Annotated in this window: 26 protein-coding genes and 1 tRNA gene; 6 read left to right on the top strand and 21 right to left on the bottom strand. The window is 69.8% G+C overall.

Translation table 11 applies throughout. The features are described from left to right. Positions 1-20: 20 nt before the first annotated feature. From ACJH71_RS12900 to ACJH71_RS12890, 3 genes are read right to left on the bottom strand one after another with little or no spacing between them, the layout of a single operon-like run. On the bottom strand, positions 21-707 hold the full coding sequence (locus ACJH71_RS12900; RefSeq protein WP_406758396.1) for a histidine phosphatase family protein: 687 nt from the start codon (positions 705-707) through the stop codon (positions 21-23). Beyond that, a complete protein-coding gene (locus ACJH71_RS12895) occupies positions 704-1,558 on the bottom strand; it encodes an undecaprenyl-diphosphate phosphatase (RefSeq protein WP_406758431.1) in 855 nt (284 codons plus the stop codon). The genes ACJH71_RS12900 and ACJH71_RS12895 overlap by 4 nt, the downstream gene beginning before the upstream one ends. A gap of 45 nt (positions 1,559-1,603) precedes the next feature. Beyond that, positions 1,604-1,897, bottom strand: coding sequence for a hypothetical protein (locus ACJH71_RS12890; protein ID WP_406758395.1), 294 nt, complete (start codon positions 1,895-1,897; stop codon positions 1,604-1,606). A 175-nt stretch (positions 1,898-2,072) separates the two neighbouring features. Between ACJH71_RS12890 and ACJH71_RS12885 the strand changes: the two genes are divergently transcribed. From ACJH71_RS12885 to ACJH71_RS12875, 3 genes are read left to right on the top strand one after another with little or no spacing between them, the layout of a single operon-like run. Beyond that, entirely contained in the window at positions 2,073-3,062 is a 990-nt protein-coding gene (locus tag ACJH71_RS12885; protein ID WP_406758430.1) for a YncE family protein, read from the top strand. Positions 3,063-3,082: 20 nt separating this feature from the next. After that, positions 3,083-3,325 (top strand): DUF5703 family protein, encoded by a 243-nt coding sequence (locus ACJH71_RS12880; RefSeq protein WP_406758429.1) that lies wholly within the window; start codon positions 3,083-3,085, stop codon positions 3,323-3,325. A gap of 4 nt (positions 3,326-3,329) precedes the next feature. Further along, positions 3,330-4,397: a quinone-dependent dihydroorotate dehydrogenase gene (locus ACJH71_RS12875; RefSeq protein WP_406758394.1), complete on the top strand. Its 1,068-nt coding sequence runs from the start codon at positions 3,330-3,332 to the stop codon at positions 4,395-4,397. A 144-nt stretch (positions 4,398-4,541) separates the two neighbouring features. Here ACJH71_RS12875 and ACJH71_RS12870 read toward each other — a convergent pair whose 3' ends face one another. After that, positions 4,542-5,072, bottom strand: a complete 531-nt coding sequence (locus ACJH71_RS12870; RefSeq protein ID WP_406758393.1) for a YbhB/YbcL family Raf kinase inhibitor-like protein — start codon at positions 5,070-5,072, stop codon at positions 4,542-4,544. A gap of 37 nt (positions 5,073-5,109) precedes the next feature. Continuing rightward, positions 5,110-6,456: a M20/M25/M40 family metallo-hydrolase gene (locus tag ACJH71_RS12865; protein WP_406758392.1), complete on the bottom strand. Its 1,347-nt coding sequence runs from the start codon at positions 6,454-6,456 to the stop codon at positions 5,110-5,112. Positions 6,457-6,564: 108 nt separating this feature from the next. On the opposite strand from ACJH71_RS12865, the gene ACJH71_RS12860 reads away from it, so the two are divergent. Then, positions 6,565-6,653 (top strand) — tRNA-Leu (locus ACJH71_RS12860). Between the two features lie 44 nt (positions 6,654-6,697). Here ACJH71_RS12860 and ACJH71_RS12855 read toward each other — a convergent pair. Then, positions 6,698-7,876 carry an IS481 family transposase gene (locus ACJH71_RS12855; protein ID WP_406758391.1) on the bottom strand — a complete coding sequence of 393 codons (1,179 nt, stop codon included), beginning with the start codon at positions 7,874-7,876 and terminating at the stop codon, positions 6,698-6,700. 357 nt (positions 7,877-8,233) lie between these two features. On the opposite strand from ACJH71_RS12855, the gene ACJH71_RS12850 reads away from it, so the two are divergent. Beyond that, positions 8,234-8,935, top strand: coding sequence for a phosphoribosyltransferase (locus tag ACJH71_RS12850; RefSeq protein WP_406758390.1), 702 nt, complete (start codon positions 8,234-8,236; stop codon positions 8,933-8,935). Here the strand turns inward: ACJH71_RS12850 and ACJH71_RS12845 are convergent. Both ACJH71_RS12845 and ACJH71_RS12840 read right to left on the bottom strand, forming a co-directional pair. Then, positions 8,932-9,276: a hypothetical protein gene (locus ACJH71_RS12845; RefSeq protein ID WP_406758389.1), complete on the bottom strand. Its 345-nt coding sequence runs from the start codon at positions 9,274-9,276 to the stop codon at positions 8,932-8,934. The genes ACJH71_RS12850 and ACJH71_RS12845 overlap by 4 nt on opposite strands. Positions 9,277-9,320: 44 nt before the next feature. After that, complete coding sequence (locus tag ACJH71_RS12840; protein WP_406758388.1) at positions 9,321-10,127, bottom strand: DivIVA domain-containing protein; 807 nt, start codon at positions 10,125-10,127, stop codon at positions 9,321-9,323. Between the two features lie 518 nt (positions 10,128-10,645). On the opposite strand from ACJH71_RS12840, the gene ACJH71_RS12835 reads away from it, so the two are divergent. Next, entirely contained in the window at positions 10,646-11,449 is an 804-nt protein-coding gene (locus tag ACJH71_RS12835) for a DUF2249 domain-containing protein (protein WP_406758387.1), read from the top strand. A gap of 19 nt (positions 11,450-11,468) precedes the next feature. Here the strand turns inward: ACJH71_RS12835 and ACJH71_RS12830 are convergent, their stop codons facing one another. The 13 genes from ACJH71_RS12830 to ACJH71_RS12770 form a co-directional block, all read right to left on the bottom strand. Further along, the gene (locus ACJH71_RS12830) at positions 11,469-11,759 is read right to left on the bottom strand and encodes a YggT family protein (protein WP_024440472.1); all 291 of its coding nucleotides are present in this window, start codon (positions 11,757-11,759) and stop codon (positions 11,469-11,471) included. A 70-nt stretch (positions 11,760-11,829) separates the two neighbouring features. Further along, positions 11,830-12,492, bottom strand: coding sequence for a cell division protein SepF (locus ACJH71_RS12825; protein WP_406758386.1), 663 nt, complete (start codon positions 12,490-12,492; stop codon positions 11,830-11,832). A 155-nt stretch (positions 12,493-12,647) separates the two neighbouring features. Next, a complete protein-coding gene (gene pgeF, locus ACJH71_RS12820; RefSeq protein WP_406758385.1) occupies positions 12,648-13,355 on the bottom strand; it encodes a peptidoglycan editing factor PgeF in 708 nt (235 codons plus the stop codon). A 9-nt stretch (positions 13,356-13,364) separates the two neighbouring features. Next, positions 13,365-14,528, bottom strand: a complete 1,164-nt coding sequence (ftsZ, locus tag ACJH71_RS12815; RefSeq protein ID WP_406758384.1) for a cell division protein FtsZ — start codon at positions 14,526-14,528, stop codon at positions 13,365-13,367. A gap of 328 nt (positions 14,529-14,856) precedes the next feature. Continuing rightward, positions 14,857-15,864 (bottom strand): cell division protein FtsQ/DivIB, encoded by a 1,008-nt coding sequence (locus tag ACJH71_RS12810; protein WP_406758428.1) that lies wholly within the window; start codon positions 15,862-15,864, stop codon positions 14,857-14,859. A gap of 2 nt (positions 15,865-15,866) precedes the next feature. Further along, entirely contained in the window at positions 15,867-17,351 is a 1,485-nt protein-coding gene (gene murC, locus ACJH71_RS12805; protein WP_406758383.1) for a UDP-N-acetylmuramate--L-alanine ligase, read from the bottom strand. Further along, positions 17,348-18,577: an undecaprenyldiphospho-muramoylpentapeptide beta-N-acetylglucosaminyltransferase gene (murG, locus tag ACJH71_RS12800; protein WP_406758382.1), complete on the bottom strand. Its 1,230-nt coding sequence runs from the start codon at positions 18,575-18,577 to the stop codon at positions 17,348-17,350. Before murG ends, murC begins: the two co-directional genes overlap by 4 nt. Next, on the bottom strand, positions 18,504-20,045 hold the full coding sequence (gene ftsW / locus ACJH71_RS12795; RefSeq protein ID WP_406758381.1) for a putative lipid II flippase FtsW: 1,542 nt from the start codon (positions 20,043-20,045) through the stop codon (positions 18,504-18,506). Before ftsW ends, murG begins: the two co-directional genes overlap by 74 nt. Then, positions 20,042-21,520 carry a UDP-N-acetylmuramoyl-L-alanine--D-glutamate ligase gene (gene murD / locus ACJH71_RS12790; RefSeq protein WP_406758380.1) on the bottom strand — a complete coding sequence of 493 codons (1,479 nt, stop codon included), beginning with the start codon at positions 21,518-21,520 and terminating at the stop codon, positions 20,042-20,044. Before murD ends, ftsW begins: the two co-directional genes overlap by 4 nt. 1 nt (position 21,521) lies before the next feature. Further along, positions 21,522-22,601 (bottom strand): phospho-N-acetylmuramoyl-pentapeptide-transferase, encoded by a 1,080-nt coding sequence (gene mraY, locus ACJH71_RS12785; protein ID WP_064888321.1) that lies wholly within the window; start codon positions 22,599-22,601, stop codon positions 21,522-21,524. After that, positions 22,598-24,100, bottom strand: coding sequence for a UDP-N-acetylmuramoyl-tripeptide--D-alanyl-D-alanine ligase (gene murF, locus ACJH71_RS12780; RefSeq protein ID WP_406758379.1), 1,503 nt, complete (start codon positions 24,098-24,100; stop codon positions 22,598-22,600). Before murF ends, mraY begins: the two co-directional genes overlap by 4 nt. Beyond that, complete coding sequence (locus ACJH71_RS12775) at positions 24,097-25,641, bottom strand: UDP-N-acetylmuramoyl-L-alanyl-D-glutamate--2,6-diaminopimelate ligase (protein WP_406758378.1); 1,545 nt, start codon at positions 25,639-25,641, stop codon at positions 24,097-24,099. The genes murF and ACJH71_RS12775 overlap by 4 nt, the downstream gene beginning before the upstream one ends. 210 nt (positions 25,642-25,851) lie before the next feature. Further along, entirely contained in the window at positions 25,852-26,100 is a 249-nt protein-coding gene (locus tag ACJH71_RS12770) for a hypothetical protein (protein ID WP_406758377.1), read from the bottom strand. Between the last annotated feature and the right edge of the window lie 89 nt (positions 26,101-26,189).

Below are 26,189 nucleotides of genomic sequence, written 5' to 3'. Positions count from 1 at the left end.
CTGTCTTCGGCGAGGTGGACCTAGGTGGTGGAACCGCCGACTACCGCGTCGCTTTCACCGACGGGGCCGGCCGGCGAACTCTTCACCGCTGCGGCCAACGACGCTCCGGTGTGATTGAGGTGGATTACGAACGGGCGCAACGGCGTGTAGCGGATCACGCTCGCCGATGCCGGGTCGGCGGTGATCCGCTGAAAGCCGTCCAGGTGCACGCCGAGCGCGTCGGCGATGACCGCCTTGATGACATCGCCGTGGGTGCACGCCACCCACAGCACGTCGGCGCCGTGCTGGGCGGCCAGCTGCCGGTCGTGATCACGGACCGCACTGACCGCCCGGGCCTGCACCTGCGCCAGCCCTTCGCCGTCGGGGAAGATCGCCGCGCTGGGCTGCGCCTGCACCACCCGCCACAGCGGCTCGGCGGTCAGCTCACTGATCTTGCGGCCGGTCCAGGCCCCGTAGTCGACCTCGGCGAGCCGGTCGTCGACGAGCGGCTCCAGCCCCAGCGCTGCGGCCAGCGGTTCGACGGTGCGTCGGCAGCGCAGCAGCGGTGAGCGCACCACCGCCTTGATCGGCAGGCCGTCGAGCCGGCCGACGAGCTGGGCGGCCTGCTCGCGCCCCAACTCGTCGAGTTCGACGCCTTCGGTGCGCCCGGCCAGCACCCCGGAGGTGTTCGAGGTGGACCGGCCGTGGCGCAGCAGGATGACGGTCATGGCGAGGCCGCCAACACCCCGGTGGCCAGCAGGACCAGGATCGTCGTCCCGGCGATCACCCGGTACCCGACAAACCAGTACATGCTGTGCGACACCAGGAACTTCAGGAACCACGAGATGGCCGCCCAGCCCACTGCGAACGCGATCAGGGTGGCGACCAGCAGTTGCAGACCGGTGGCGCTCATCCCCGCACCTTCGGGGTGAAACGCATCCGGCAGCGAGAACAGCCCGGAGGCGAACACCGCCGGAATCGCCAGCAGGAACCCGAATCGGGCAGCCAATTCCCGGTCCAGGCCGGCGAACAGCCCGGCACTGATGGTGGCACCGGACCGGGACACCCCCGGCACCAGTGCAAGGGTCTGCGCCGAACCCACCAGCACGGCGTCGCGCCAGGTCAGTTCCTTGGCGTGGCGGGCCTGGCGGCCGAAGTACTCGGCTGCGGCGATCACCAACGAGAACACCACCAACGCGGTGGCCACCACCCACAGGTTGCGGACCCCGGACCGGATCAGGTCTTTGAACAGCAGGCCCAGCACACAGATGGGAATGGTGCCGATGATGACGTACCAGCCCATCCGGTAGTCGGTCTCGCGTTCGGCGGGCAACGGTGTCTTGGCCAACGCCGACGCCACCCCGGACAACCAGGCTGTGGCGATGCGCGCGATGTCCTTGGCGAAGTAGACCAGCACGGCGACCTCGGTGCCGAGCTGGGTCACCGCGGTGAAGGAAGCGCCCGCATCACCGGCGAAGAACAACCGGGAGACCAAAGCCAGGTGTCCCGAGGAGGAAACCGGCAGAAACTCGGTGAGGCCCTGGACAATCGCCAGGACGACTACTTGCGGCCAGGACATCACCGTCTCGACTACCGACACGACGATGACCGTACCGGGCTGGGGTCAGCGGGTCAGACCGGATACCACGTCGCGCACCGCGGCGGTCAGGCTGCGCTCGTCGGCGACATCGATCTCGAACAGGTGCCGGCTCGCGGTGGCGACCACGTCCTCGTCATGCGGGACCGGGCCGGCCAGCCGGGGCCGATAGATGTCGACCACGAGCTTCTGCTGCTCGGTGTGGAAGGAGAAGCTGCGGCCGTCACCGACCTCGCCGAAACCACTGGCGAAGGCGCCGGTCCAGATCTCCTCGATGCGGAACTCCGAACACGCCAGCTGCCAGTCATCGACCACAGTCATGGCCGAGAGGTTACACCTAAGCGAACTTATTGTTCGGACGGACATGCGGGCTTCACCTCACCGCCTTCCTTAGAATCGGTGTTCGCACCCATCCGCCACCCTGACGAGCTGGAAGAGCTGCCCTGTGCCCAAGCGCCCCACCCGCCGGCCCCGCCGGTCCCTGCAAGGCCTGTTGCTGCCGCTGCTGCTGCTCACAGCGTGCTCATCCAATCCCATGACCGCGCCGCCGCCCACGATCGCGCCGGCCGAGCCCGCCGTTTCCCCGGTCGCCGCGGTGCGGCCTGCCGGCACGGTACGGCCGCTGGCCGGCCGGGCCACCGGTGCGGTCTTCGACGCGACCACCGGACTGCTGGCGGTGCTGTCCCCCGGGCCGGACGCGCAGGCCGCCGCGACGCTCGGACTGGTCGGCGACTCCAGTCGCCCACCCGCGGCGGTGGCGTTGCCGGGGCCGGCGAGCGCGCTGGCCGGCGACGGCCAGGGCGTGGCCTACCTGTCCGGCAGCGGCGGCTATTACACCGTCGACCTGGCCACCCGCGGCATCAAACGCGTCGGCGTCGACGATGCCGCCGGTGTCGATTTCACCGCTATCGGCCGGCGCGCCGACGGAATCATGGTGTTGGGCAGCGCCGACGGCGCGGTCTACACGCTGACCGCCGACGGCACGCGGATCGCCGAGCGGGCCAAGATCTTCGCCCGGGTCGACCAGATCGTGACCCAGGGCGATGTGGCGGTGGTGCTGGACCGCGGGCAGACCTCGGTGACCACCATCGGCACCGACGGCAAACCCCAGTACGCGCTGCGGGCGGGCCAGGGCGCCACCACCCTGGCCGCCGCCGCACAGGGGCCGGTGCTGGCGGCCGACCCCCGCAGCGGCCGACTGTTGGTGTACGGCGTGGACCCGCTGATGCTGCACCAGGACTACCCGGTGCCGGACGCCCCCTACGGGCTGGCCGGGGCGGGCGGGTTTGCCTGGGTGTCGCAGACCGGGACGAACACTGTGGTCGGCTACGATTTGACCACCGGAATTCCCGTGGAGAAGGTTCGCTATCCGACCGTGCAGCAACCCAACACCCTGGCCTTGGACGAGAAGTCAGACACCCTGTACGTGGTGTCGGGCTCCGGCGCTGGGGTCCAGGTGATCGAGCACGCCGCGAGGCCGCGGTGACCACGCTGAGTCCACGACGAATGCCGGCCGGCTGGGATAGCGACCTGTCCGATGACTACGAATGGATTCCGCTGCGACTGCCCCCGGAGGTCACCCGGATCGGGGCGTCCACCCGGTTGTCCATCGAAGCCGAATACCGAGGTTGGGAGCTGACCCGAGTGCGGTTGTACACCGACGGGAGCAGGCGAGTGTTGCTGCGCCGCAAGAAGTCTGCCGTGAATTCGATCAGCGAGAGCCGCTGCGTCGACCAGCCGGGACTGTAGACCGATGGGTCTCTACGGCGCCGTGCGCCGGGCCTTCTTCATGGTGCCGGCCGAGCGCATCCACACCATTGTGTTCGCGGGATTGCGCGGCGCCGCCGCGACGGCGCCGGCACGCCGGTCTCTGCGGCGCCGGCTCGCCCCGCACGACCCGCTGCTGGCCAGCACCGTGTTCGGGGTGCAGTTCCCCGGGCCGCTCGGGCTGGCCGCCGGGTTCGACAAGAACGGTTCCGGGCTCAAGGCTTGGGGCGCATTGGGTTTCGGCTATGCCGAGGTGGGCACCGTGACAGCGGCGGCGCAACCGGGTAACCCCGCGCCCCGGCTGTTCCGGCTGCCCGACGACCGCGCGCTGCTGAACCGGATGGGCTTCAACAATCACGGGGCCGCCGCCCTGGCGGCGCGACTGACGCGGCACCGGGCCGACGTGCCGATCGGGGTGAACATCGGCAAGACCAAGGTCACCCCGCCCGAGGGCGCGGTGCAGGACTACCGCACCAGCGCCCGGCTGCTGGCCCCGCTGGCCGACTACCTGGTGGTCAACGTCAGCTCGCCGAACACGCCGGGGCTGCGCGACCTGCAGGCCGTCGAGTCGCTGCGGCCCATCCTGGCCGCGGTGCGCGCCGAGACCACCAAGCCGGTGCTGGTGAAGATCGCACCGGATCTGGCCGACACCGACCTGGATGCCATCGCCGACCTGTGCGTGGAGTTGGGCCTGGCCGGCATCGTGGCGACCAACACCACGGTGTCACGCGAGGGCCTGGCGACCCCGGGGGTGGCCGAGTTGGGGCCCGGCGGGATCTCGGGCCCACCGGTGGCCCGCCGAGCGCTGGAGGTGCTGCGGCGGTTGTACGCCCGGGTCGGCGACCGCCTGGTCCTGATCAGCGTGGGCGGGATCGAGACGGCCGACGACGCCTGGGAGCGCATCACCGCCGGCGCCTCGCTGCTGCAGGGCTACACCGGCTTCATCTACGGCGGCGGCCTGTGGGCCCGCAGCATCCATGATGGTCTGGCGCAGCGGCTGCGTGACGGCGGGTTCACGTCACTGGCCGAGGCGGTCGGGTCCGCCACCCGCTAGCGCGCCCGCGCCCCTCCTGCGCCCCTACCTCCCGCGCCCCTACCGCGCGAGCGTGCGTGTTTGTACGCGACACACCGGTCGCGGCCGTACAAACACGCACGCTCGCGGGAGGAAGTGCCCGCGGTCGGTGGGCCTACTTCTGCCCTACTTCTGCTCGTAGGTACCGACGATCACCGCGCGGGCGATCGCGTGCATGAATAGGTTGAAGCCCAGGTAGGCCGGGCTGGCGTCCTCGGCCAGCTCCAGCGTCTCGACGTCGACGGCGTGCACCGCCACGTAGTAGCGGTGCGCCCCGTGACCGGCCGGCGGCGCGGCACCCACGTAGCGCCGCATCCCGGCGTCGTTGACCAGGGTCAGCGCATCCCCGGGCAGCAGGCTGCCGTCCCCTACGCCCTCGGGCAGCTCGGTGCAGGTGGCCGGCAGGTTGGCCACCGCCCAGTGCCAGAAGCCCGACGCGGTGGGGGCGTCCGGGTCGTAGACGGTGACCGCGAAGCTGCGGGTCTCTTCGGGAAAGCCCGACCAGCTCAGCTGCGGGCTGGCGTCTTCACCACCGGCACCCATGATTCCGCTGACCTGGGCTTTGCCCAGCGGCTGGCCATCGGTCAGCGACGTGGAGGTGAGCGTGAAAGTCGGCAGCTTGGGCAGCGCGGCGTACGGGTCGGGGGCTGTGGTCATGACTGTCCTCTCGTAGTGGATCAACTTCGTCGTTTGGTCAGCAGTGTGTCAGGAAGTGGTGCAGTACGCGGGTACCAAACTCCAGCGCGTCAACCGGAACGCGTTCGTCGACTCCGTGGAACAGCGCGGAGAAGTCGAGGTCGGGCGGCAGCCGCAGCGGAGCGAACCCGAAGCATCGAATACCCAACTTGGCGAACGCTTTTGCATCCGTTCCGCCGGACAGCATGTAGGGCACCGTTCGGGCGTCGGGGTCACAGGCCAGCAGCGCCGCATTCATCGCCTCGACCAGGTCGCCTTCGAAGGTGGTCTCGACGGGCGGCTGGAGGGCGACCCATTCCCGGGTCACGTCGGGGCCGATCAGCGCGTCGACCTCGGCCTCGAACGCCGCCTGTCGCCCGGGCAGCACCCGGCAGTCCACTACCGCCTCGGCCGTCGCCGGGATCACGTTGGCCTTGTAGCCGGCCGCCAGCATGGTCGGCGTCGCGGTGTCGCGCAGGGTGGCGTTGACGATGCGGGCGATCGGCCCCAATTTCTCGATCATCCCCTCCAGGTCCGGGGAGTCGACGTCGATGGTGTGCCCGGTCTCCTCGCTGACCGCGGCCAGAAACTCCACCACGGCATCGGAGAGCACCAGCGGGAATCGGTGGCGACCCAGCCGGGCCACCGCCTCGGCCAGGGTGGTGACGGCGTTGTCGTCGTTGATCATCGACCCGTGCCCGGCCCGGCCGTGGGCCCGCAGCCGCATCCAGGACAGGCCCTTCTCCGCGGTCTCGATCAGGTACAGCCGGCGCTCCCCGCCGTCGCGCCGCGGCACCGTCAGTGAGAAACCGCCGACCTCCCCGATCGCCTCGGTGACTCCGGCGAACAGGTCGGGGCGGTGTTCGACGAGCCAGTGCGCGCCGTACTTGCCGCCGGCCTCCTCGTCGGCGACGAAGGCGAACACCAGGTCCCGCGGCGGGGTGATCTTGTGCCGGGCCAGGTGCCTGGCCACCGCGATCATCATGCCGACCATGTCCTTCATGTCGACCGCGCCGCGACCCCAGACATAGCCGTCTTCGATCGCGCCGGAGAACGGGTGCACGCTCCACTCGCTGGCCTCGGCCGGCACCACGTCGAGGTGCCCGTGGATCAGCAGCGCCCCGCGGGATGGATCACTGCCCTTGAGGCGGGCGAACACGTTTCCCCGCCCCGGCGCACCCGATTCGAGGTATTCGGTCTCATAGCCCACTTCCTCGAGCTGGGTGGCCACCCAGCGCGCGCAGTCGGCCTCACCTTTGGTGGTGGCCGGCTCGCCGGTGTTGGAGGTGTCGAAGCGGATGAGAGTGCTGACGAGTTCGACCACCTCGCCCACTGCGTCTCCGGCAGGATCGGGGAAATCGGTCACAGCTACCTTTACTACCACTTCACGCCCCTCCGGATCGCGTTGCGAGGGCTGGGTTTGGGTCCAGCGATCGGCATCCGTTAGCCTTAGCTGCCCGGCCGCGCCGGGTTGGTCCGAGTGGCGGAATGGCAGACGCGCTAGCTTGAGGTGCTAGTGCCCTATTAACGGGCGTGGGGGTTCAAGTCCCCCCTCGGACACCATGTGATGAGTCGGGTCATGGGTTACACATGAGTCGCGTCATCGGTTACAGATTGCCCCGGCTTTTGCCGGGGTTTTTCTGTTTGTTGGGCCAGTAGTTGTGGTCGGGGTCGATGTGGTGGCTGGCGATGACGTGGTGGCCGGTTTTGCTGATGACGGTGACGGTGGTGGCGGTAACCAGGATCAGCACGGGGGTGCTGGCGTGGGCGCGGCCGATACCGAGGTGGTGTAGGCGGCTGCCGTGGCGCAGGGTGAGTTTGCCGAAGTGGTCGACGACGTCGGTGCGTAGCCGGATGGCAGTGTTGGGTTGGTTGGCGGGGGTGGCTTTGGGGCGGGCGAGGTAGGCCTGTTCGGGGGTGAGGTGGTGCGGGTGGGCGCGGTGGCCACGCTCGGTGTTGTAGACGGTGCGGAAGGTATCGAGCAGGCTTTGCAGTTCGGCCAGGGTGGCTGGGCGGGGTCGTGCGGCGAGCCAGCGTTTGAGGGTTTGGTGGAAGCGTTCGATTTTTCCTTGGGTTTGGGGGTGGCCGGGGTGGCCGTTTTTCTGGGTGATGCCCAGGGCAGCTAGGAGTCGTTCGAAGTCGTTGTGGCCGCCGGTGAATCGGGAGGTGTAGACCGAACCGTTGTCGGTGAGTGTGGCTGCGGGCAACCCGAATTCGAGGCTGGTGGCGGTGAAGCTGGCGACGACGTCGGGGCCGCTGACGCGGCGGTGGGCGGTGCACGCCAGTAGGTAGCGGGAGTGGTCGTCGAGCCAGTTGAGGATCTCGGTGTCGGTGCCATCAGCCAGGGGCCAGTGGGTGAAGTCCGATTGCCAGCATTCGTTCGGTTGTTCGGCGGCGAAGCGGTGGTAGGAGCTGCGGGGGCGTTTGCGTGGTTGGGGGGTGATCAGGCCGTGGTGGTGCAGGATGCGCCGGATGGTGGAGGTCGATGGCACTGGCAGGCCTTGGCGGGCCAGGTGGTTTTGCAGGGTGATGGGTCCGGCGTCCAGGCCTTCGGCGGTGAGTTTTTCGCGGAGTAAAACGATGGCGGCGATGACGTCATCGGAGATCCTGCGGGGGTTGCTGGCGGGGCGTCGGGAGCGGGGTTCAAGCGCATCGAGGCCGCCGGCACGGTAGCGGGCTAATAAGCGGTAGAGGTGTTGGCGGGATAGCCCGTAGGTGCGGGCTGCAGCAGTCACCGACAGATTTCCGCTGAGGACTTCCAGGACGGCCACACGCGCTTTGGACATGACCCATGACTGTCACCTATGACCCGACTCATCGACCATCACCGCAGGTGTCACCCATGTCCCGACTCACCTGTCACCTATGTCATGAACTCACACACCCCCTCGGACACTTTTTCTTGTGATGAAGTCGGGTCATCGGTTATGGCCCGCTCCGACCATGTGGGGTTTCGCCCGGCTTTGAGCGATAGCTACTGCAGTGGGCCGGGATTGACCGAAAGTGTCGCTCAAAGGCGGGCAACGCTCCTGCTGGCCGACGGCAAGGCACGCCGGTCAGCAGGGTCAGGCTCCGCTTTGGCCGGCTGCGGCATGGCCGAGCTGAATCACCAAAGCCCCAACAGTCGTACGCTCGATGGGGAGATGACTCGTCCAGGCGCGTACCTTCGCCAGCCGGCGCCACGCACCTTTGACAACCGCCGTGACGCCGGCCGGGCCCTGGCCGGTCTCGTAACGGCCTACCTGCCCGGCGTATCGAGCACCCAGGGCCTGGTGGTGCTGGGATTGGCCCGCGGCGGAGTGCCGGTCGCCTGGGAGGTCGCCGCCGCGCTGCGGGCGCCGCTGGACGTGTTCCTGGTCCGCAAGCTCGGTGTGCCGCAGCAGCCGGAGTTGGCGATGGGCGCGTTGGCCGGCGGCCAGGTGGTGATGAATGACGAGGTGGTCCGCAGCCTGGGTATCAGCACCGACGTGGTGGCGTCGGTGATCGAGCGCGAGACCACCGAATTGCGCCGCCGCGAACGTGTCTACCGCGGCGACCGGCCAGCGGCCGATCTGCGCGGCCGGGTGGTGATCTTGGTCGACGACGGAATCGCGACCGGAGCCAGTGTGTTGGCGGCGGTGCGGGCGGTCCAGGCGGCCGAACCGGCCTCGATCATCGTCGCGGTGCCGGTGGCGCCGCGCTCGGCGTGCCGAAAGATCGCCCAAGAGGCCGACGACGTCGTCTGCGTCACGACCCCCGACGCCTTCGATGCAGTAGGGCAGGCCTATCGCGACTTCGACCAGACCGACGACGACGAAGTGCGAGACCTGCTGGCCGCACCGACTACCAGGCGAGCAGCGGGCTAATCGGCCGGGTGCGCGGCGATATCGTCGGCGGTCTCAGCAGCCGCCTCGGCGGCCTCAGCGTCGAAGTCCGCCACCGCAGCGGCGTCGGAGCTCTCGATGTCGACATTGTCGTCATCGTCGGCGGGAAACTCGTCCTCATCGACAGCGTCCCCGGCAGCCACCGGGGCCTCGACCGCAGGGGCGTTCGCGCGCCGCTCCCGCAACGCGTCCACGATCAGCAGCAGCACGCCCAGCACGCTCGCACCGATACAGACCCAAGCCACCAGCGCATTGCTGGTGACGACGGCGAATACCAATGCGGCAAGGCCGATTACCGCCAATACCAATGCGATCACCAGCATCGAATCACCTCCAGTCCGACGGACGAACTATTCGACTCCGACGGTCAGTTGGTGCCGCGGTTGAAATGGTTGAACCCGCCGCCGTCGCCGGTGGCGCTGCTGTCGACCGGCGCCGCCGAGCCGCGCTGGCCCAGCTCCTCGAGCTGCGATTCCAGGTAGGTCTTGAGCCGGGTGCGGTACTCACGCTCGAAGGTGCGCAGTTGTTCGAGACGGCCTTCCAGCACGGTGCGCTGCTGGTTGATGGTGCCCATGATCTCGGAGTGCTTGCGTTCGGCGTCGGCCTGCAGGGCGTCGGCCTTCTCCTGAGCCTGGCGCAGCTGGGTCTCCGAGCGAGTCTGGGCGTCTGTCAGCATCGCGTCGGCGCGCTGACGGGCTTCGGCGACCGTCGTCTCCGCGGTCTGCCGTGCCTCGGTGAGGATCTGGTCGGCGTTGGCGCGGGCGTCGGCCATCAGCTTCTCCGACTCGGCCCGGGCGGTGCCGGTCAACCGGTCGGCGGTGTCCTGGGCCAGGCTCAGCACGCGGGCCGCCTTGAGGTGCTGCTCCTCGGAAGGTGCTTCCTGGACCGCCGGTGCGGCGACCACCGGCTGCGGCGGTGCCACCGGCTCGGGGGCGGGCTCATAGACCGGGATCGAGGGGATCGACTGGGCGCCGCCACCGGCACGAGCCGCGGCCAAGTCCTGGTCGAGCTCGCTGACCCGCTGACGCAGGTCGGCGTTCTCCTCGATGAGGCGAGTCAGCTCGGTCTCCACCAAGTCCAGGAAGGCGTCGACCTCGTCCTCGTTGTAGCCGCGCTTCCCAATAGGCGGTTTGCTGAACGCGACGTTATGTACGTCGGCAGGTGTTAGTGGCATCGTCTGCCCCCTTGAGTCAGGTAGTAGTAGCGCCGATCGGGCACGGTAGTCGACCGGGAAAACGCTCGCCGTGTGTAACTGCCGTCCATCCTGTCACATCCGCCGCTGTGCTCGGCAATGTGAATGATATTAAGAGCGAATTTCAAATTGCTGCCACAAAAGTCACGCTTTGGCAAACGCAAGCCCTGACGGCGATCGGCGATCCGCGCCGGTGAGCGGCGCAGCAGCCCGCCGCGGCTAGACCAAAACCCCCGGGAACTGGGGTTCGGGCTACCACCGGCAGTCGTCGGCGGTGCCGCCCTTCCGGTTGCGGGCAGCAAAGCGCTTAGGCGTCCAGCCAGCGAAATGTGATCTATTTCGCTGGGTGTCCAAACGTGTCGCCAGCCGGTCCGGCGGCCCCGCCCGGCCCCCGGGGGGTACCGGTCCGGCCACCCGCGCCGTATTATTCACAATCGCGACCCGTAATTATTCATGGCGAGGTCAGCACCGCGCGGGACCGACCGGAGGGACACTCGGGAATGACAAGCAATGACGTGGTCATGGCGACCAGTGCGGCGGACTCGGCAGCCGTCGACGAGATCCGATCTCGCTACGCCGAACTCCTCGGCCGCCAGGCCGCCCTGGGCGCAGCGCTCTTCGCAGCGGTCGGCTCGACAGACCCGGCTTTCGGCGAGGCGCACCGCGCGGTGCAGGCATCCATCGACCAGGTGGTGCGGCCGCAGTTGCAGGCCGCGGTGGGGCTGATCTTCCCCGCCCTCGCCGGCGTCGAGCGTTCGCGGCTACTGGTGGAAGGCCTGCTCGGTGACATCCAACTGATCGAGCAGGTGGCGGTTCGAATCGCCCACGGCACCGACCGGGTGCAGTTGGTCGCGCACGCGGAGGCGCTGCGGGTCCTGCTGGAGGCGCTGCTGGGTAAGGTCGCCGACCTGTTGCTGCCCGCGCTGGCGCAGGCCAGCGGTGTCTCGCTGGCCGCACTGGCCGCCGAACTTCCCGGCCTGGACGACGTCGCGTCCGGGCCCGCCCAACCCGCCAATCCCGGCCCTGCGGCCCACGGACACGAGGGCCACACCGGGTGCGGCTGCGGCGAGGAAGACGACGAGATGCCCGAGCTCGATGTGCGGGAGATTCCGCACGCCATCCGGCACGCGACGGTGTTCGGCGCCTTCGACGCGGTCCCGGTGGGCGGTTCGATGCTGCTGGTGGCCCCGCACGACCCGCTGCCGCTGCTGCGCCAGCTCGCCGAGCGCAGCGGTGGCCGGCTGGCGGTCGGCTACGAGGAGCGTGGCCCCGAGGCGTGGCGGTTGCGACTGACCCGGGTCTGAGTTCTCCGGGCCGCGGCCGTCACGCGGCGTGCTGCAGGGCCAGTTCCATGCCGACGAACGCGATCAACAGCAGCACCATGATCGAGAGATCGATGCGCACCGCGCCGATGGTCAACTGCGGGATGAGGCGTCGCAGCAGCTTCACCGGTGGATCGGTGATGCTCATGATCAGCTCCAAGATCACCACGGTGGCACCCGTTGGGTGCCAGTCACGGCTGAACGAGCGGATGAACTCGATGACGATTCGGGCGATCAGCAACAGCCAGAAGACAAATAGCGCGATACCGAGAATCGTGAAGAACAGCGCCAACGGAATGCGACCTTACTGACGAGGGTGTGCCCGCATCAGCAGTGCTGACCGGCTCGACTGCCGTTCCAGCCTACCGATACGCGTAGAAGCCGGTCTCGGCGATGCGGCGACGCTCCTCCGGAGACACGTCGACGTCGGCCGGCGACAGCAGAAACACCTTGGTCGCGACCTTGTCGAAGGAGCCACGCAGGGCGAAGGCAAGACCAGCCGCGAAGTCGACCAGCCGCTTGGCGTCGGCGTTGTCCATCGACACCAGGTCCATGATCACCGGGGTGCCGTCGCGGAACCGCTCGCCGATGGTGCGCGCTTCGCTGTAGTCCTTGGGGCGCAGCGTGGTGATCTTGGACAGCGGGCTGCTCTCGTCGAACATCTGCGCCATCCGGCGCGGCTCCATCGCCAGGGCGCCGCGGGTCGAGCCACGCAACGAGGAGAACCGACGCTCGAAGTCCCGGGGACGGTCGAACTCACGCGCCCGGTAGCGGGGGTCGTCCTCGTAGCCGCCGCCCCGGTAGCCCGCCGGCGCGTCGTCGTAGTCGCGGTCCTCGAAACGGTCGTCGTAGCGGCTCTCCGAGCGGCCGCCGACACGGTCGAAAACATCCTCGCCGAATCGCTCCGCCCGAGGCGCGTAGTCACGCGACCCGGCGCGGTCATCGCCGTCGTCGTAGTAGTCGTCGTCGTAGTCCTCCATAGGAGCCATCCCGAAGTAGGCCTTGACCTTGTGGAGTGTGCTCATCCTTGGACCCTTCTAGGCTGATGACTGTGATGAAGGTGTGACTGAAGTGACTAATAACGGTGACGGTAACGGCAGCGAGCGCGTTGGCGCGGCACCGACACGCGGACAGCTCCCACCGGTTTCATCCACCCCCTCCAGCGACCTCTACCGCGGACTCATTCCAGCCAGATCAGGGACGCCAGCCGGCCGGTGAGTCCGTCGCGACGGTGACTGAACAGCTTCGGGTCCGCCGCGGTGCAACGCGGGTCGGCGTCAATGGACTCCACGCCCAATCCCCTTAGTTGACGGGCGATTCCAGCCCGCAGGTCCAGCCCGGGCGTGCCCGCCGACGTGACGGTGCGACTGCCCGGCAACGCCGCCTCGACCTCGTCGGCCATCGCGGCGGGCACCTCGTAATGCAGCCCGCTGACCGCCGGGCCCAGCAAAACCGAAACGTCACCCGCCCGTGCCCCCGCCGCCAGCATCGCCTCCAGTGCGCGAGCGACCACACCGTGCTGCGCGCCGACCCGGCCGGCGTGGACGGCGGCGACCACCCCCGCACGGGCGTCGGCCATCAGCACCGGGACGCAGTCGGCGGTCACCACCACCATCGCCAACCGGGGCACGGTGGTGACCAGAGCATCGGTGGCGTCGATCGGGGTGTCACGTGGGCCGTCGACGACCACCACGTGGTCACCGTGGACCTGATTCATCCACACCAGCCGGTCGGCGCCGAGGCCGGTGGCCTTGGCCAGCCGCGCACGGTTGGCCGCCACCGCCGCCGGGTCGTCACCGACGTGGTCGCCGAGGTTGAAGCTGTCGAACGGGGCCGCCGAGATACCGCCGGACCGGGTGGTCGTCACCCGCCGGATGCGAAAAGTCATGCGGTAAATCTAGTGCCGCATGAAGGGTGGCACGTCGACGTCGTCGTCGTCGCAGCCGTCATCGCCATTGCGTCCGCCGACGCTGACCGTGGCACCGTTGGTGGGAGCCGGCACACTGACCGCATCCACCGGGTCGAACAGCGATGTGGTGACCTTGCCGGCCTGTCCGGGCGCCATCGCGTGCCGGGCCGCACCGGACGTACCGGTCACCGGCTTGCGGCCGGAGCCCGCCGAGTCGAAGCCGGCCGCGATCACCGTCACCCGCACCTCGTCACCGAGGGAGTCGTCGATCACGGTGCCGAAGATGATGTTGGCCTCGGGGTGCGCGGCGTCCTGTACCAGCGATGCCGCCTCGTTGATCTCGAACAACCCCAGGTCGCTGCCGCCGGCGACCGACATCAGCACGCCCTGGGCGCCTTCCATCGAGGCTTCCAGCAGCGGCGAGTTGATCGCGATCTCGGCGGCCTTGAGCGCCCGCCCGTCGCCGCGGGCCGAGCCGATGCCCATCAGCGCGGTGCCGGCGCCGCTCATGATGCCCTTGACGTCGGCGAAGTCGACGTTGATCAGGCCGGGGGTGGTGATCAGGTCGGTGATGCCCTGGACACCGTTGAGCAGCACCTCGTCGGCGCTGCGGAACGCGTCCATCAGCGAGACCTGGGCGTCGCCCATCTGCAGCAGTCGGTCGTTGGGGATCACGATCAGGGTGTCGCAGCTCTCCCGCAGCGCGCCGATGCCGTTCTCGGCCTGGTTGCTGCGCCGCTTGCCCTCGAAGGAGAACGGCCGGGTGACCACGCCGACGGTCAGCGCGCCCAGCTTGCGGGCGATGGTCGCGACCACCGGTGCACCGCCGGTGCCGGTGCCGCCGCCCTCGCCGGCGGTGACGAACACCATGTCGGCGCCGCGCAGCAGCTCCTCGATCTCGTCCTTGGCGTCTTCAGCGGCCCGGCGACCCACTTCGGGGTCGGCGCCGGCACCGAGGCCGCGGGTGGAGTCACGGCCGACGTCGAGTTTGACGTCGGCGTCGCTCATCAACAATGCCTGTGCGTCGGTGTTGATCGCGATGAACTCGACGCCCTTGAGCCCCTGCTCGATCATCCGGTTGACGGCATTGACGCCGCCACCACCGATACCCACGACTTTGATGACGGCCAGATAGTTGTGCGGTGGGGTCATCGTTCGTCTTCCTCCCTGGTGGGATTGGAGTCCTCTCTGGGGCCGGGCTTGGCGCGGAACTCCCCGATTCTGTCTTCAACAAACCCTGCCAAACCCTCAACCTCAACCAAAGGCTTAGAGTTATGTCAAGTTGTTCCGCGCAACCGCCACAGTAGGGCCGCCGCGGCCGGCAACGGCGCCGACGCGCCGAGACACGCCCGGCGAATTTTCCTGTAGGGCCAGGTCTTCCCGCTGCCCCTCTCGCCGAGTGTGAACCTGGCGACGGGATTTCCGCGTGTCGTGCAGCCGGGTTCACACTCGCCGGCCAACGACGGGTCGTTCGGCGGCGCTATCGGACGGTGGGCAGGTCCGGGCTCGACACGTCATAGGTGTGGCCGGGCTGGGTCAACAACGCCGCCAGCTTCTGTGCCTTCTCCGCGGTGCGGTCGGTGTTGCCCCACACCACCACCCGGCCGTCGGCCAGCGTCAGGGTGATCGACGCCACCGACGGGGCGGCCACCCGGCTGATCTGCCCGGCAACCTCGGGCGCCAGCGAGGTCATCACCTGCAGGGCGGCCAGGGTGGACGGGTCCGCCGGGCCGGGATTCTCCACGTCGAAGAACGGCAGCATCCTCGGCGGCGCTCCGGTCGCGAAGTCGACGCCGTCCCGGTCGAACAGGTGCGGGCCGTCCGGAAAGTCCTTGTAGACCACCGGGACCCGCTCGACGATCGCGATCCCCAGCACCGAGGGGTACTGGCGCTGTACCCGAGTGCTGGCCACCCGTCGGATCGTCGCGACCCGGTCGGCCACGCTGCCGGTGTCGATCTGCAACAGCGGCGTGCCCAGCTGCACCCGCGCGACGTCCAGCACTTCCTCACGGGTCACCGCCGCGATCCCGGTGACCTCGATCTCGCGCGCCGACATGAGCGGTGTGAAGTACAAGATGAGCCCGAGCCCGACGACGAGCACCGCTGCCAGAAACACGGCCAGCACCATCTTCAGGCCCCGAATGGTGCCGCGCGAAACGCCCTTGGCCGGTTCGGCAGAACCGGTGCGCAATCGCCGCTTGGCCTCGCGGCGAGCCTGTTCGATCGCCTCGGCGCGCGCCTGCGCGGCGCGCCGCTCCGCGCGCTCTCGGCGGGCCCGGCGCCGCGGTCCCTCCACCTCGGCGGGCTCGTCGGCGGCCTCCGCCTCCCCGTCATCCGCGGCGGCTGCGCCGACCTCGCTCTGCGGGACAACATCCGAGTCCGGTTCGCCGGCTTCGTCGGCTTCGGGTGCCTGCGCAACTTCGGCTTCCGGGGCGTCTGCGGCGTGCTCCGGCTCATCCGGTGGCACGGCCGGGGTGTCGGGCGGCATGGTCACAACGCGCCCGGGCGGCCGGGAGGGGTCCGATCGCTGCGCGCCCGCAGCGCGGTGACGATCTCCGGTCCCAGCACGGTGACGTCGCCGGCACCCATGGTGATGATCACGTCACCCGCACCGGCCGCCGCGGCCACCGCCTCGGGCACCGCGGAGAAGTCCGGCAGGTAATGCACCGGCACGCTGACGTGTTCGGCCACACTGGCGCCGCTCACCCCGGGCAACGGCTGCTCGCGCGCGCCGTAGACGTCCAGGACGAAAACTTCGTCGGCACCGTCCAGTGAGCGGCCGAACTCTGCGGCGAACTCCTTTGTCCGCGAATACAGATGCGGTTGGAACACCACCAGGCTGCGCCCCGTCCCCTGCTCGTCCAGCAGGGCGCGGACCGCGGTCAGCGTCGCGGCGATCTCGGTGGGATGGTGCGCGTAGTCGTCGAAGACCCGCACCGACCCCGTGGCGCCCGCCGACCCGACCAGCTCGAATCGGCGGCGCACCCCGTCGAACCCGGCCAGGCCGTCGAGCACCGCGTCCAGCGGCGCGCCGACCTCGACCGCCGCCAGCAGCGCACCGAGGGCGTTGAGCGCCATGTGGCGTCCGGGGACCGAGAGTCGCATCGCCCTGCGCTCGACCGTCCCGGCCAGCGTGATCTCGGCGACCGCTCCGGTTCCCTGCTGCTCCCAACTGACCAGCTCGCCGTCGAGCGCCGCCGTCCCGGTGCCTTCGCTGCCGTAGCGCAGTACCCGGATGCCCTGTGCCGCAGTGCGGTCGGCCAGCTCGGCGCCGCCGGGGTCATCGACGCATACCACCGCCGCCCCACCCGGCGCGATGCGCTCGACGAACGCGTCGAACACCTGCGTGTAGGCCTCGGCACTGCCGAAGAAGTCGAGGTGATCGGCCTCGATGTTGGTCACCACCGCGACGTTGGGGGTGTACTCCAACAGCGAGCCGTCGCTCTCGTCGGCCTCGGCGACGAACAGCGGCCCGCTGCCGTGATGGGCGTTGGTGCCGGCTTCTGCACCGGCAGAACCCAATTCGCCGCCGACCGCGAACGACGGATCCAGCCCACAGTGCTGCAACGCGACCACCAGCATCGACGTCGTGGTCGTCTTGCCGTGGGTGCCGGTGACCATCAGCGTGGTACGCCCGGCCATCAGCTTCGCCAGCACCGCCGGGCGCAACACCACCGGGATGCCGCGGCGACGGGCCTCGACGAGTTCGGGGTTGGTCTTGGGGATCGCCGCGTGGGTGGTGACCACCGTGGTGACCCCGCCGGGCAGCAGGTCCAGGGCCGACGCGTCGTGGCCGATGCGCACCTGCGCGCCCCGGGCCCGCAGCGCGTGAATTCCGCGGGACTCCTTGGCATCCGAGCCCGAGACGAGGCCCCCGCGGTCCAGCAGGATGCGGGCGATGCCGGACATGCCCGCTCCCCCGATGCCGACCATGTGCACCCGGCTCAGCTCCGGCGGCAGTTGGTCGGAGCTCATGTGCCACTCCTCGATCGCCGAGCAGCGGCGACATCCAGTGCGACGGAAGCCACCCGTCGCGCCGCCTCCGGATGCCCGGCCAGGACCGCGGCACTGGTCATCGCGGCCAGCCGCGCCTCATCGGTGAGCAGCCCGGCGACGGTGTCGGCCACGAAATCCGGGGTCAGCGACGCGTCGTCGACCAAGATTCCGCCCCCGGCGTTGACCACCGGAAGTGCGTTGAGGCGCTGTTCACCGTTGCCGATCGGCAGCGGCACGTAGACCGCGGGCAGCCCGACCGCCGACACTTCGGCAACGGTCATCGCCCCGGAGCGGCAGATCGCCAAGTCCGCGGCCGCATAGGCCAAGTCCATCCGGTCCAGGTAGGGCACCGCGACGTACGGCGGATCACCCGCGCCTGGCTCCGGCAGGTCCAGGGTGTTCTTCGGTCCGTGCGCGTGCAGCACCGAAACGCCAGCGGCAGCAAGTTGTTTGGCCGCCCCGGCCACCGCCTGGTTGATCGACCGGGCCCCCTGCGATCCGCCGAACACCAGCAGTACCCGGGCATCATCGGAGAAGCCGAATTCGGCGCGGGCCGCCGCACGCAGCGCCGCCCGGTCCAATGTGGTGATCGCCGCGCGGACCGGCACCCCGACCACCTCCGTGTTGTCCAGACCGCAATCGGCAACGGCCGACAGCACCCGCTGCGCGCCCCGAGCGCCGACGCGGTTGGCCAGGCCGGCGCGGGCGTTGGCCTCGTGGATCACCACCGGCACGCGCTTTCCGACCAGACCGCGCGCGGCCAGATACGCCGGTAGCGCCACGTAGCCGCCGAAGCCGATCACCACGTCGGCCTGCACGTCGCGCAGCACCGCCCGGGTCTCCCGGACCGCCCGCAGCACCCGCAGCGGCAGCCGGGCGAGGTCGGCGTTGATCTTGCGGGGCAACGGCACCGGGGTGATCAACTCCAGGTCGTAGCCGCGGGCCGGCACCAGCCGGGTCTCCAGACCGCGGGCGGTGCCCAGCGCGGTGATCCGGACGTCGGCGTCCAGGGCGCGAAGCGCGTCGGCAACCGCCATCGCAGGCTCGACATGGCCGGCAGTGCCTCCGCCGGCAAGGACTACCGATAACGACGCACCGCGGTCCGATGAGATGACCGAGTCGTTCACTCCCTTATCGCTGACCTTCCAATGCCCGTACGCGTCCGCCGGTCGGACGCGCCCCGGCATGACGCCGGCCGCCTCCATTTTGCCCTGCGCGCCCCGCGCCTCGACTGGCTGCCCGGGCCGGCGCCTGCGCGGCGGTGCGCTGCCGGCCCGACCGCGCCGGAGTCTGCCCGGTCGACTGGGCTGTTCTTGGCCGGGTGGCCGGCTGCGGACGCGAGCGCAGCCGGTCGCGCAGCGCCTCCAGACGAGTCGGCGAGTACGGCTCGGGCAGCGGCAGCCGCAGGATCCGGTTCATCCGGTCATCCTGGCCGGCCCGCAGCGCCGCCACGGCCTCCGGTTCGTGCCGGGCCGCGTTGGCCATGATTCCGACCATGAACAGCGTTGTTGCCGTGGAGGTTCCGCCCGCAGAGATGAGCGGGAGTTGGATTCCGGTGACGGGCAAAAGCCCGATCACGTAGCCGACGTTGATGAACGACTGGCCGATCACCCACATCGTGGTGGCCGCCGTCAACAGCCGCAGGAACGGGTCCGCGGAGCGCTTGGCGATCCGCATGCCGGTGTAGGCGAACAGCCCGAACAGCGCCAGCAGTCCGAAGCCGCCGATGAAGCCGAGCTCCTCGCCGATGATGGCGAAGATGAAGTCGTTGTGCGCGTTGGGCAGGTAGTTCCATTTCGCGGTGCCCTGCCCCAGGCCGTCGCCGAAGATGCCGCCGTTGGCCAACGCGAACTTCGCCTGCCGTGCCTGGTAACCGGCGCCCTGCAGGTCGGCGTCGGGGTCCAGCCAGGACCGCACCCGGTCGGAGCGGTAGCCCTCGGTCACCGCCATGATCGCGGCGGCGGCGACGATGGCCGTCAGCGAAGTGAGGAACACCCGCAGCGGTAGCCCGGCGTACCACAGCAGCGACAGCAGGATGATGCCCAGCGAGACCGTCTGCCCCAGGTCGGGCTGGGCGACGATCAGCACCAGTGCGACCACGGCGGCCGGCACCAGCGGGACCAGCATCTCGCCCAGCGTTGCCCGCTCCATGCGCCGGCTCGCCAACAGGTGTGCGCCCCAGATGACGAAGGCGATCTTGGCCAGCTCGGAGGGCTGCATGGAGAAGCCGGCGACGACGAACCAGCCGCGGGAGCCGTTGGACAACGTGCCGATGCCCGGGATCAGCACCAGCACCAGCAGGACGATGGTGAAGGCGAAACCGGCGAAAGCCATCCGGCGCATGAACCGGACCGGCATCCGCAATGCCACATAGCAGCCGACCAGCCCGATCACGGTCCACAGCACCTGCTTGCCGAAGATCCGCCACGCGGACCCGTCGGTGCCGTAGGACTCCACCCCGGAGGCCGACAGCACCATGATCAGGCCGAGCGTGGTCAGCAGTGCGGCCACGGCCACGATCAGATGGAATGACGTCATCGGCCGGCCCAGCCAGGCGCCGAACCGGGTGCGCGGCTCGGCCTTAGCGGGCTTGTCCGCAGTTTGGTCGGAGGAGGCGGCAGCGGCTGCTGGGGCCCCGGCATCCCGCCGCAGCCGGGCCAGGATGCCGATCACGCCGATCCCGCCGCGGAACGCGCAGCGGCGGCGAATGCGTCGCCCCGGGCGCCGTAGCCGGAGAACTGGTCAAAGGATGCCCCCGCCGGAGCCAGCAGCACCGTGTCACCGGGCCGGGCCAAGTCGCGGGCGGCGGCCACCACCGCCGTCATCACCCGCGAGCCCAGCGTCTCATCGGCCCCATCAGCTACTCGCTTCACATGAGTAACTGGAGACACAGCAGTATCACCCATATCACTATCCTCGCCCGTCACAACGTGGACGACGGGGACATCCGGTGCGTGTCGTGATAACGCCTTGGCAACCTCGCCGCGATCTCGGCCGATCAGTACGGCCCCGGCCAGGTGAGGAGCGATTCTGGCGACGGTCGGGGCGATCGCGGCGCCCTTGAGCAGTCCGCCCGCCACCCAGATCACCCGGGGGTGGGCCAGCACCGATGCCTCGGCCGCGTGCGGGTTGGTGGCCTTGGAGTCGTCGACGTAGCTGATCCCGCCGTCGACGACGACCAGTTCGGCGCGATGGCGCCCGACCTGGAACGCCGCCAGCGCGGCGGCGATCGCCTCCGGGGGCACGTCGACGCTGCGGGCCAGCGCGGCGGCAGCCAGCGCGTCCAGGATCCCGACCGGCCCGGGCACCGGTATCGACGCTGCCGCGGCCAGCGCCACCTCGCCGGCCCCCGCTGCCACAAAGGCCCGGTCCACCAGCATGCCGTCGATCACGCCGAGCTCACCGGGAGCCGGTTCGCCGAGCCGGAAACCCACCTTCACCGCGGCGGGGGCGGTGTCGAGCAGCGCCGCGGCAGGCGCGTCGTCCATCCCGACCACGGCTACCCGGCCGGCCAGCGCCCGCGCCTTGTCGGCGGTGTAGGCGGCCATGCTGCCGTGCCAGTCCAGGTGGTCCTCGGCGATGTTGAGCACGGCGCCGGCCTCGGGGCGCAGCGACGGGGCCCAGTGCAGCTGGAAACTGGACAGCTCGACGGCCAGCAGTTCGGATTCATGCGCCGGTCCCAGCACGTCGAGTACGGGACTGCCGATGTTGCCGCACAACTGGGCACGGCGGCCCGCGGCCAACAGCATGGCGTGCAGCATCGACGTGGTCGTGGTCTTGCCGTTGGTGCCGGTCACCACCAGCCAGCGCCGCGGCGGCCCGTAGTGGCCCGCGACGTCGAGGCGCCAAGCCAGCTCCACATCACCCCAGATCGGCACCCCGGCCGCCGCGGCGGCGGCCAACACCGGTGTGTCCGGGCCGAATCCGGGGCTGGTGACCACCAGCGTGTAGCCCTCGATCTGCGCGGCAGCCTCGTCCGGGGTGCAGGTCGTGACCTCGGGATGGGCTTGCAGCGCGGCCGCGTTGTCGTCGCATAGCGTCACGTCCAGCCCGAACGGCGCCAACGCATTGAGGATGGCCCGGCCGGTGACGCCGGCCCCGGCGACCAGCACCCGCGCACCGGCCGACAACGGGGCCAACTCGGGCATGTCAGCCACCTACGGCGGTGAACCACTCGCCGTAGAACATGGAGACGCCCAATCCGCAGGCGATGGCGGTGAGCAGCCAGAACCGGATGATCACCGTGGTCTCGGCCCAGCCGGCCAGCTCGAAGTGGTGATGGAACGGGGCCATCCGGAACACTCGGCGGCCGGTGCTGCGGAACGCCAGGATCTGCACGACCACCGAGGTGATCTCGGCGACGAAGAGCCCGCCGAGCACCACCGCGAGGATCTCGGTGCGGGTGGTGATCGACATTCCGGCGATCACGCCGCCCAATGCCAGCGAGCCGGTGTCACCCATGAAGATCTTCGCCGGGGCGGCATTCCACCACAGGAACCCGATGCAGGCGCCCGCGGTCGCGGCGGCGATCAGCGCCAGGTCCAGCGGGTCGCGCACGTTGTAGCAGCCCAGTCCGGGTGCGATCGCGCAGGCGTTGCGGTGCTGCATCACGGTGATCAGCACGTAGGCGGCGCTGACCATCGCCATGGATCCGGCGGCCAGGCCGTCCAGGCCGTCGGTGAAATTGACCGCGTTCGACCAGGCGCTGACGATCAGGATCACGAAGAGCACGAACACCGCCGCGGGCAGCGTGACGGTGGCGATGTCGCGCACATAGGACAGTTGCAGGCTGCCCGGGGTCAGGCCGGAGCTGTTGCGGAAGCACAGCACCAGCAGACCGAACAGGGTCGCCGCGGTGACCTGCCCGACGGTCTTGGCGGTCTTGTTCAGACCGAGGTTGCGCGAGCGGCGGATCTTGATCAGGTCGTCGAGGAAGCCGACGCCGCCCAGCGCGGTGGCCAGCCCCAGGACCAGCAGGCCCGACGCCGTCGGCCCGGTCCCGTAGAACACCAGGCCGGCCAGTTCAGCGGCCAGGTACCCCGCCCAGATCCCGGCCACGATGGCCACGCCGCCCATCGAGGGAGTCCCGCGTTTGCTCTGGTGGCTGGCCGGGCCGTCCTCGCGGATCTCCTGCCCGAAACCCTGCTTGGTGAACACCCGGATCAACACCGGGGTCAGCAGGATCGCGACCAGCAGCGCGACTCCGGCCGCGATGAGGATCATTATCATCGGCGATCTCCCGGGTTTTCGCTGGTCAGCGCCTCAGCCAGCGCGGTCAGGCCCGCGGAGTTCGACGCCTTGACCAGTACCACGTCCCCCGCCTGCAGTTCGGCGCGCAACAGGGCCAGGGCGGCATCGACGTCGGGTACCGCGGTGGCTTCGGCGCCCCAGGATCCCTCCATCACTGCGCCGTGCAGCATCGCGCCCATCGATCTCCCTACTCCGACGACAATGAGACGAGACACATCTAAGCGCACCGCGAGCCGTCCGATGCGGTCATGCTCAGATATCGCGTCCTCACCGAGCTCGGCCATCTCCCCCAGCACGGCCCAGCTGTGGCGCTTCGCCCCCGGATTCTCACCGCGCGCGATCCAGGCCAGCGCCTGCAGCGCTGCCCGCATGGAGTCGGGGTTGGCGTTGTAGGAGTCGTCGATCACGGTCACGCCGTCGGCGCGGGTACTGACCTGCATCCGGTGCTGCGAGGCCGGCCCGGCGCCGGCCAGGGCGTCGGCCACCTGCTGCGGCGTGGCACCGCATTCCAAGGCCACGGCAGCGGCGCACAGCGCGTTGCCGACCTGGTGGTCGCCCGACACCCCGAGCGACACCGCGACGTCGGCTTCGCCACCGGCGTGCAGGGCGAACCGCGGGCGAGCCAGCTCGTCGAGCACCACCGGACCGGACCACACGTCGGCGCCAGCGGTGCGGCTGACCCGCACCACCCGTGCGACGGTCTTGTCGGCCATCGCGGCCACCGCCGAGTCATCGACGTTGAGGATCACCACACCGGTTTCCGGAACAGCTTGTGCCAGCTCGGCTTTGGTCTCGGCGATCGCCTCCCGGGAACCGAACTCGCCCAGGTGCGCGGTCCCGACGTTGAGTACCACCGCGATCTGCGGCGGGGCGATCGCCGCCAGCGCGGCGATGTTGCCGCGATGCCGCGCAGACAGCTCGAGGACCAGGAAGTCGGTGTTCTCGTCGGCCCGCAGCACCGTCCACGGGTGACCCAGCTCGTTGTTGAACGATCCGGGCGGGGCGATCACCTCCCCCAGCGGCGCCAGCACCGCGGCGATCAGGTCCTTGGTGGAGGTCTTGCCCGACGACCCGGTCACGCCGACGATCGTCAGTCCCTTGGCCACCAGGTCGGCGGCCACCGCACCGGCCAGTTTCGCCAGTGCGGCCAGCACCGCGGCTCCGGATCCGGCCTCGTCATCATGCTCGAGCGCACCGGATCGACTCTCGGATGCGACCGGTTCCACGACAACGGCCGGGACCCCGACCGGACGGGCCGCCAGCACCGCCACCGCGCCGGCATTCACCGCCGAGGCCGCGTGGTCGTGGCCGTCGGCCCGCGCGCCGGGCAGGGCCAGAAACAGCGCCCCCGGGGCGATCCGGCGCGAATCGAATTCCACGGTGCCGGTGACAACGGTGCGCGCGGCCTGCTGCGGGGTGATGTCGGCCAGCCGGCCGCCGACGATCTCGGCTATCTGCGCGACGGTCAGCGCGATCATCGGTGCCGCTCCAGGGCGGCTGCCAGCTCCACCCGGTCGTCGAACGGCTGGGTGTGCCCGGCGGCGGTCTGCCCGGTCTCGTGTCCCTTACCCGCGATCAGCACCACATCGCCGGGCTGGGCCCAGGCCACCGCGTGCTCGATCGCGGCCCGCCGGTCGCCGATCTCGACCACCTGGGCACTACCGGCGGCGGCACCGGCCAGCACGGCGCGCCGGATGTCGGCGGGGTCTTCCCCCCGCGGGTTGTCGTCGGTGACCACGACCAGGTCGGCGTTCTCGGCGGCGATCCGTCCCATCGGCTCGCGCTTGCCGTGGTCGCGGTCGCCGCCGGCGCCGAACACCACGGCCAGGCGCCCGCTGCCCGCACGCAGCTCCTGGCGCAGGGTCGCCAGTACCGCTGCCAGCGCCCCGGGCTTGTGCGCGTAGTCGACCAGCGCCAGGAAGCCCTGACCACGGTCGATCGGCTCCATCCGTCCCGGCACCCGCGCCGCCCGCAGGCCCGGCGCCGCCTGCTCCGGCGACACTCCGACCGCATCGAGAATGGCCAGCGCCACAAGGCAGTTGGCCACGTTGTAGTCGCCGGGCAACCCGATGCCGATCGGGTGGTGCACACCGGCGGGGTCGACGGCGATGAACTCCCGGCCCCGAGATCCGCGCGTCGTCATCCGCTGTAGGCCCCAGTCCGCGGGGCGGCCCGTCGCGCTGACGGTGACCGGCGCGGTGGCACGCGTGGCCATCGCCGCGCCGGCGTCGTCGTCGATACAGACCACCGAGCGGGCGGCGTGCAGCGGCGAAGCCGGATCGAACAGCCGGGCCTTGGCCTCGAAGTAGTCCGCCATGGTCGGGTGGAAGTCGAGATGATCGCGGGACAGGTTGGTGAAGGCGCCCACCGCGAATCGGGTGCCGTCGACCCGGCCCAATGTCAGGGCATGACTGGACACCTCCATCACCGCGGTGTCCACCCCACGCTGCGCCATCGCGGCCAGCAGCGCCTGCAGCGCGGGCGCCTCGGGGGTGGTCAAGGCGCTGGGCAGGTCGACGCCGTCGATGCGGACCCCGACCGTGCCGATCAGGCCGGCGGTGCGGCCCGCGGCCCGCAGTCCGGCCTCGACCAGATAGGTGGTGGTGGTCTTGCCCGAGGTCCCGGTGATGCCGATGACCGGGAGCCGATCGCAGGGATGCCCGTAGACCTGCGCGGCGAGTTCGCCGAGCGCGGCGCGGGGCGCCGGATGAACCAGCACCGGGATACCGGGAAGTGCTGCGCCGTCGGCGATCTCGGTGACCCCGGCCCCGTCGGAAAGCACCGCGGCAGCGCCCCGGGCGACCGCGTCGGCGGCGAATCGTGCGCCGTGCGTGGTCGCCCCGGGCAACGCCGCGAACAGGTCACCGGGTCGCACGTCCTGGGCGCGCAGGGTCAACCCGGTGATCGGCAGGTCCGGCACCACATCACCGGTTACCGCGACCGCCCCGATCTGGGCCGCGAGCACCCGCAGCGACGTGCCTGCACCGACGTCGGGGCGCAGAGCAGCGGGCACCGCCATCACCTCCATTCGCTGCGGCCGGGTCGTCCGGATCGGCCCTGAGACTACCTAGGCGGACCCTGTCCACAGCGCAGGCGATACGGCTTGGGCCGACGGCGAGTCACGATGGCGGCGATTGTCCGGCGAAGCTGGGACCGCCGCATTGGGCCCGGCGGTTCAGCGAGGCTCGACGAAGGAGAGCCGAAGCTGGGACCGCCGCATAGGCCCGGTTCAGCCGTCAGAAGGTGGCAGCGGCTGCTTGAGCTTCTTGTCGAACATGCATTGGAAGTCCCCGGGCGCACATCCGTACTGGGTCGGGTCCGGCACGTCCTCGCAGGTTCCCTCTTTGGTCATGAAACAGCCGCTGCCGTGATGGTCACTGGCGATGGGTGTGCCGAGCAGCCCCCCAGCGACGATTCCTGCCGCCGCGGCGAGAACCCCCGGAATTGCGTAACCGACCGCAATGGTTTTTCGGGCCATGATCGACCCTTTCTCTTCGGCGCCGGGACCCCCTTTGCCCCCGCGTTGTCCGAACGATAACCACAGGACGACCGGCAAAACGACGGAAT

Source organism: Mycobacterium sp. SMC-15, assembly GCF_045310925.1.
Taxonomy (GTDB): domain Bacteria; phylum Actinomycetota; class Actinomycetes; order Mycobacteriales; family Mycobacteriaceae; genus Mycobacterium.
This window is presented reverse-complemented; position numbering and strand designations above follow the sequence as displayed.

Bases quoted from the DNA above. Each gene is read 5' to 3' on its own strand.
- ACJH71_RS12870 (WP_406758393.1), bottom strand. From the start codon at position 5,072: ATGACCACAGCCCCCGACCCGTACGCCGCGCTGCCCAAGCTGCCGACT.
- ACJH71_RS12825 (WP_406758386.1), bottom strand. From the start codon at position 12,492: ATGAGCACACTCCACAAGGTCAAGGCCTACTTCGGGATGGCTCCTATG.
- ACJH71_RS12850 (WP_406758390.1), top strand. From the start codon at position 8,234: ATGACTCGTCCAGGCGCGTACCTTCGCCAGCCGGCGCCACGCACCTTT.
- ACJH71_RS12890 (WP_406758395.1), bottom strand. From the start codon at position 1,897: ATGACTGTGGTCGATGACTGGCAGCTGGCGTGTTCGGAGTTCCGCATC.
- ACJH71_RS12895 (WP_406758431.1), bottom strand. From the start codon at position 1,558: ATGTCCTGGCCGCAAGTAGTCGTCCTGGCGATTGTCCAGGGCCTCACC.
- ACJH71_RS12770 (WP_406758377.1), bottom strand. From the start codon at position 26,100: ATGGCCCGAAAAACCATTGCGGTCGGTTACGCAATTCCGGGGGTTCTC.
- ACJH71_RS12880 (WP_406758429.1), top strand. From the start codon at position 3,083: ATGCCGGCCGGCTGGGATAGCGACCTGTCCGATGACTACGAATGGATT.
- ACJH71_RS12845 (WP_406758389.1), bottom strand. From the start codon at position 9,276: ATGCTGGTGATCGCATTGGTATTGGCGGTAATCGGCCTTGCCGCATTG.
- murG (WP_406758382.1), bottom strand. From the start codon at position 18,577: ATGGAGGCGGCCGGCGTCATGCCGGGGCGCGTCCGACCGGCGGACGCG.
- murC (WP_406758383.1), bottom strand. From the start codon at position 17,351: ATGAGCTCCGACCAACTGCCGCCGGAGCTGAGCCGGGTGCACATGGTC.
- ACJH71_RS12840 (WP_406758388.1), bottom strand. From the start codon at position 10,127: ATGCCACTAACACCTGCCGACGTACATAACGTCGCGTTCAGCAAACCG.
- ACJH71_RS12835 (WP_406758387.1), top strand. From the start codon at position 10,646: ATGACAAGCAATGACGTGGTCATGGCGACCAGTGCGGCGGACTCGGCA.
- ACJH71_RS12855 (WP_406758391.1), bottom strand. From the start codon at position 7,876: ATGTCCAAAGCGCGTGTGGCCGTCCTGGAAGTCCTCAGCGGAAATCTG.
- ftsZ (WP_406758384.1), bottom strand. From the start codon at position 14,528: ATGACCCCACCGCACAACTATCTGGCCGTCATCAAAGTCGTGGGTATC.
- ACJH71_RS12900 (WP_406758396.1), bottom strand. From the start codon at position 707: ATGACCGTCATCCTGCTGCGCCACGGCCGGTCCACCTCGAACACCTCC.
- mraY (WP_064888321.1), bottom strand. From the start codon at position 22,601: ATGATAATGATCCTCATCGCGGCCGGAGTCGCGCTGCTGGTCGCGATC.
- murF (WP_406758379.1), bottom strand. From the start codon at position 24,100: ATGATCGCGCTGACCGTCGCGCAGATAGCCGAGATCGTCGGCGGCCGG.
- ACJH71_RS12875 (WP_406758394.1), top strand. From the start codon at position 3,330: ATGGGTCTCTACGGCGCCGTGCGCCGGGCCTTCTTCATGGTGCCGGCC.
- ACJH71_RS12810 (WP_406758428.1), bottom strand. From the start codon at position 15,864: ATGCCGCCCGACACCCCGGCCGTGCCACCGGATGAGCCGGAGCACGCC.
- murD (WP_406758380.1), bottom strand. From the start codon at position 21,520: ATGCCCGAGTTGGCCCCGTTGTCGGCCGGTGCGCGGGTGCTGGTCGCC.
- pgeF (WP_406758385.1), bottom strand. From the start codon at position 13,355: ATGACTTTTCGCATCCGGCGGGTGACGACCACCCGGTCCGGCGGTATC.
- ACJH71_RS12775 (WP_406758378.1), bottom strand. From the start codon at position 25,641: ATGGCGGTGCCCGCTGCTCTGCGCCCCGACGTCGGTGCAGGCACGTCG.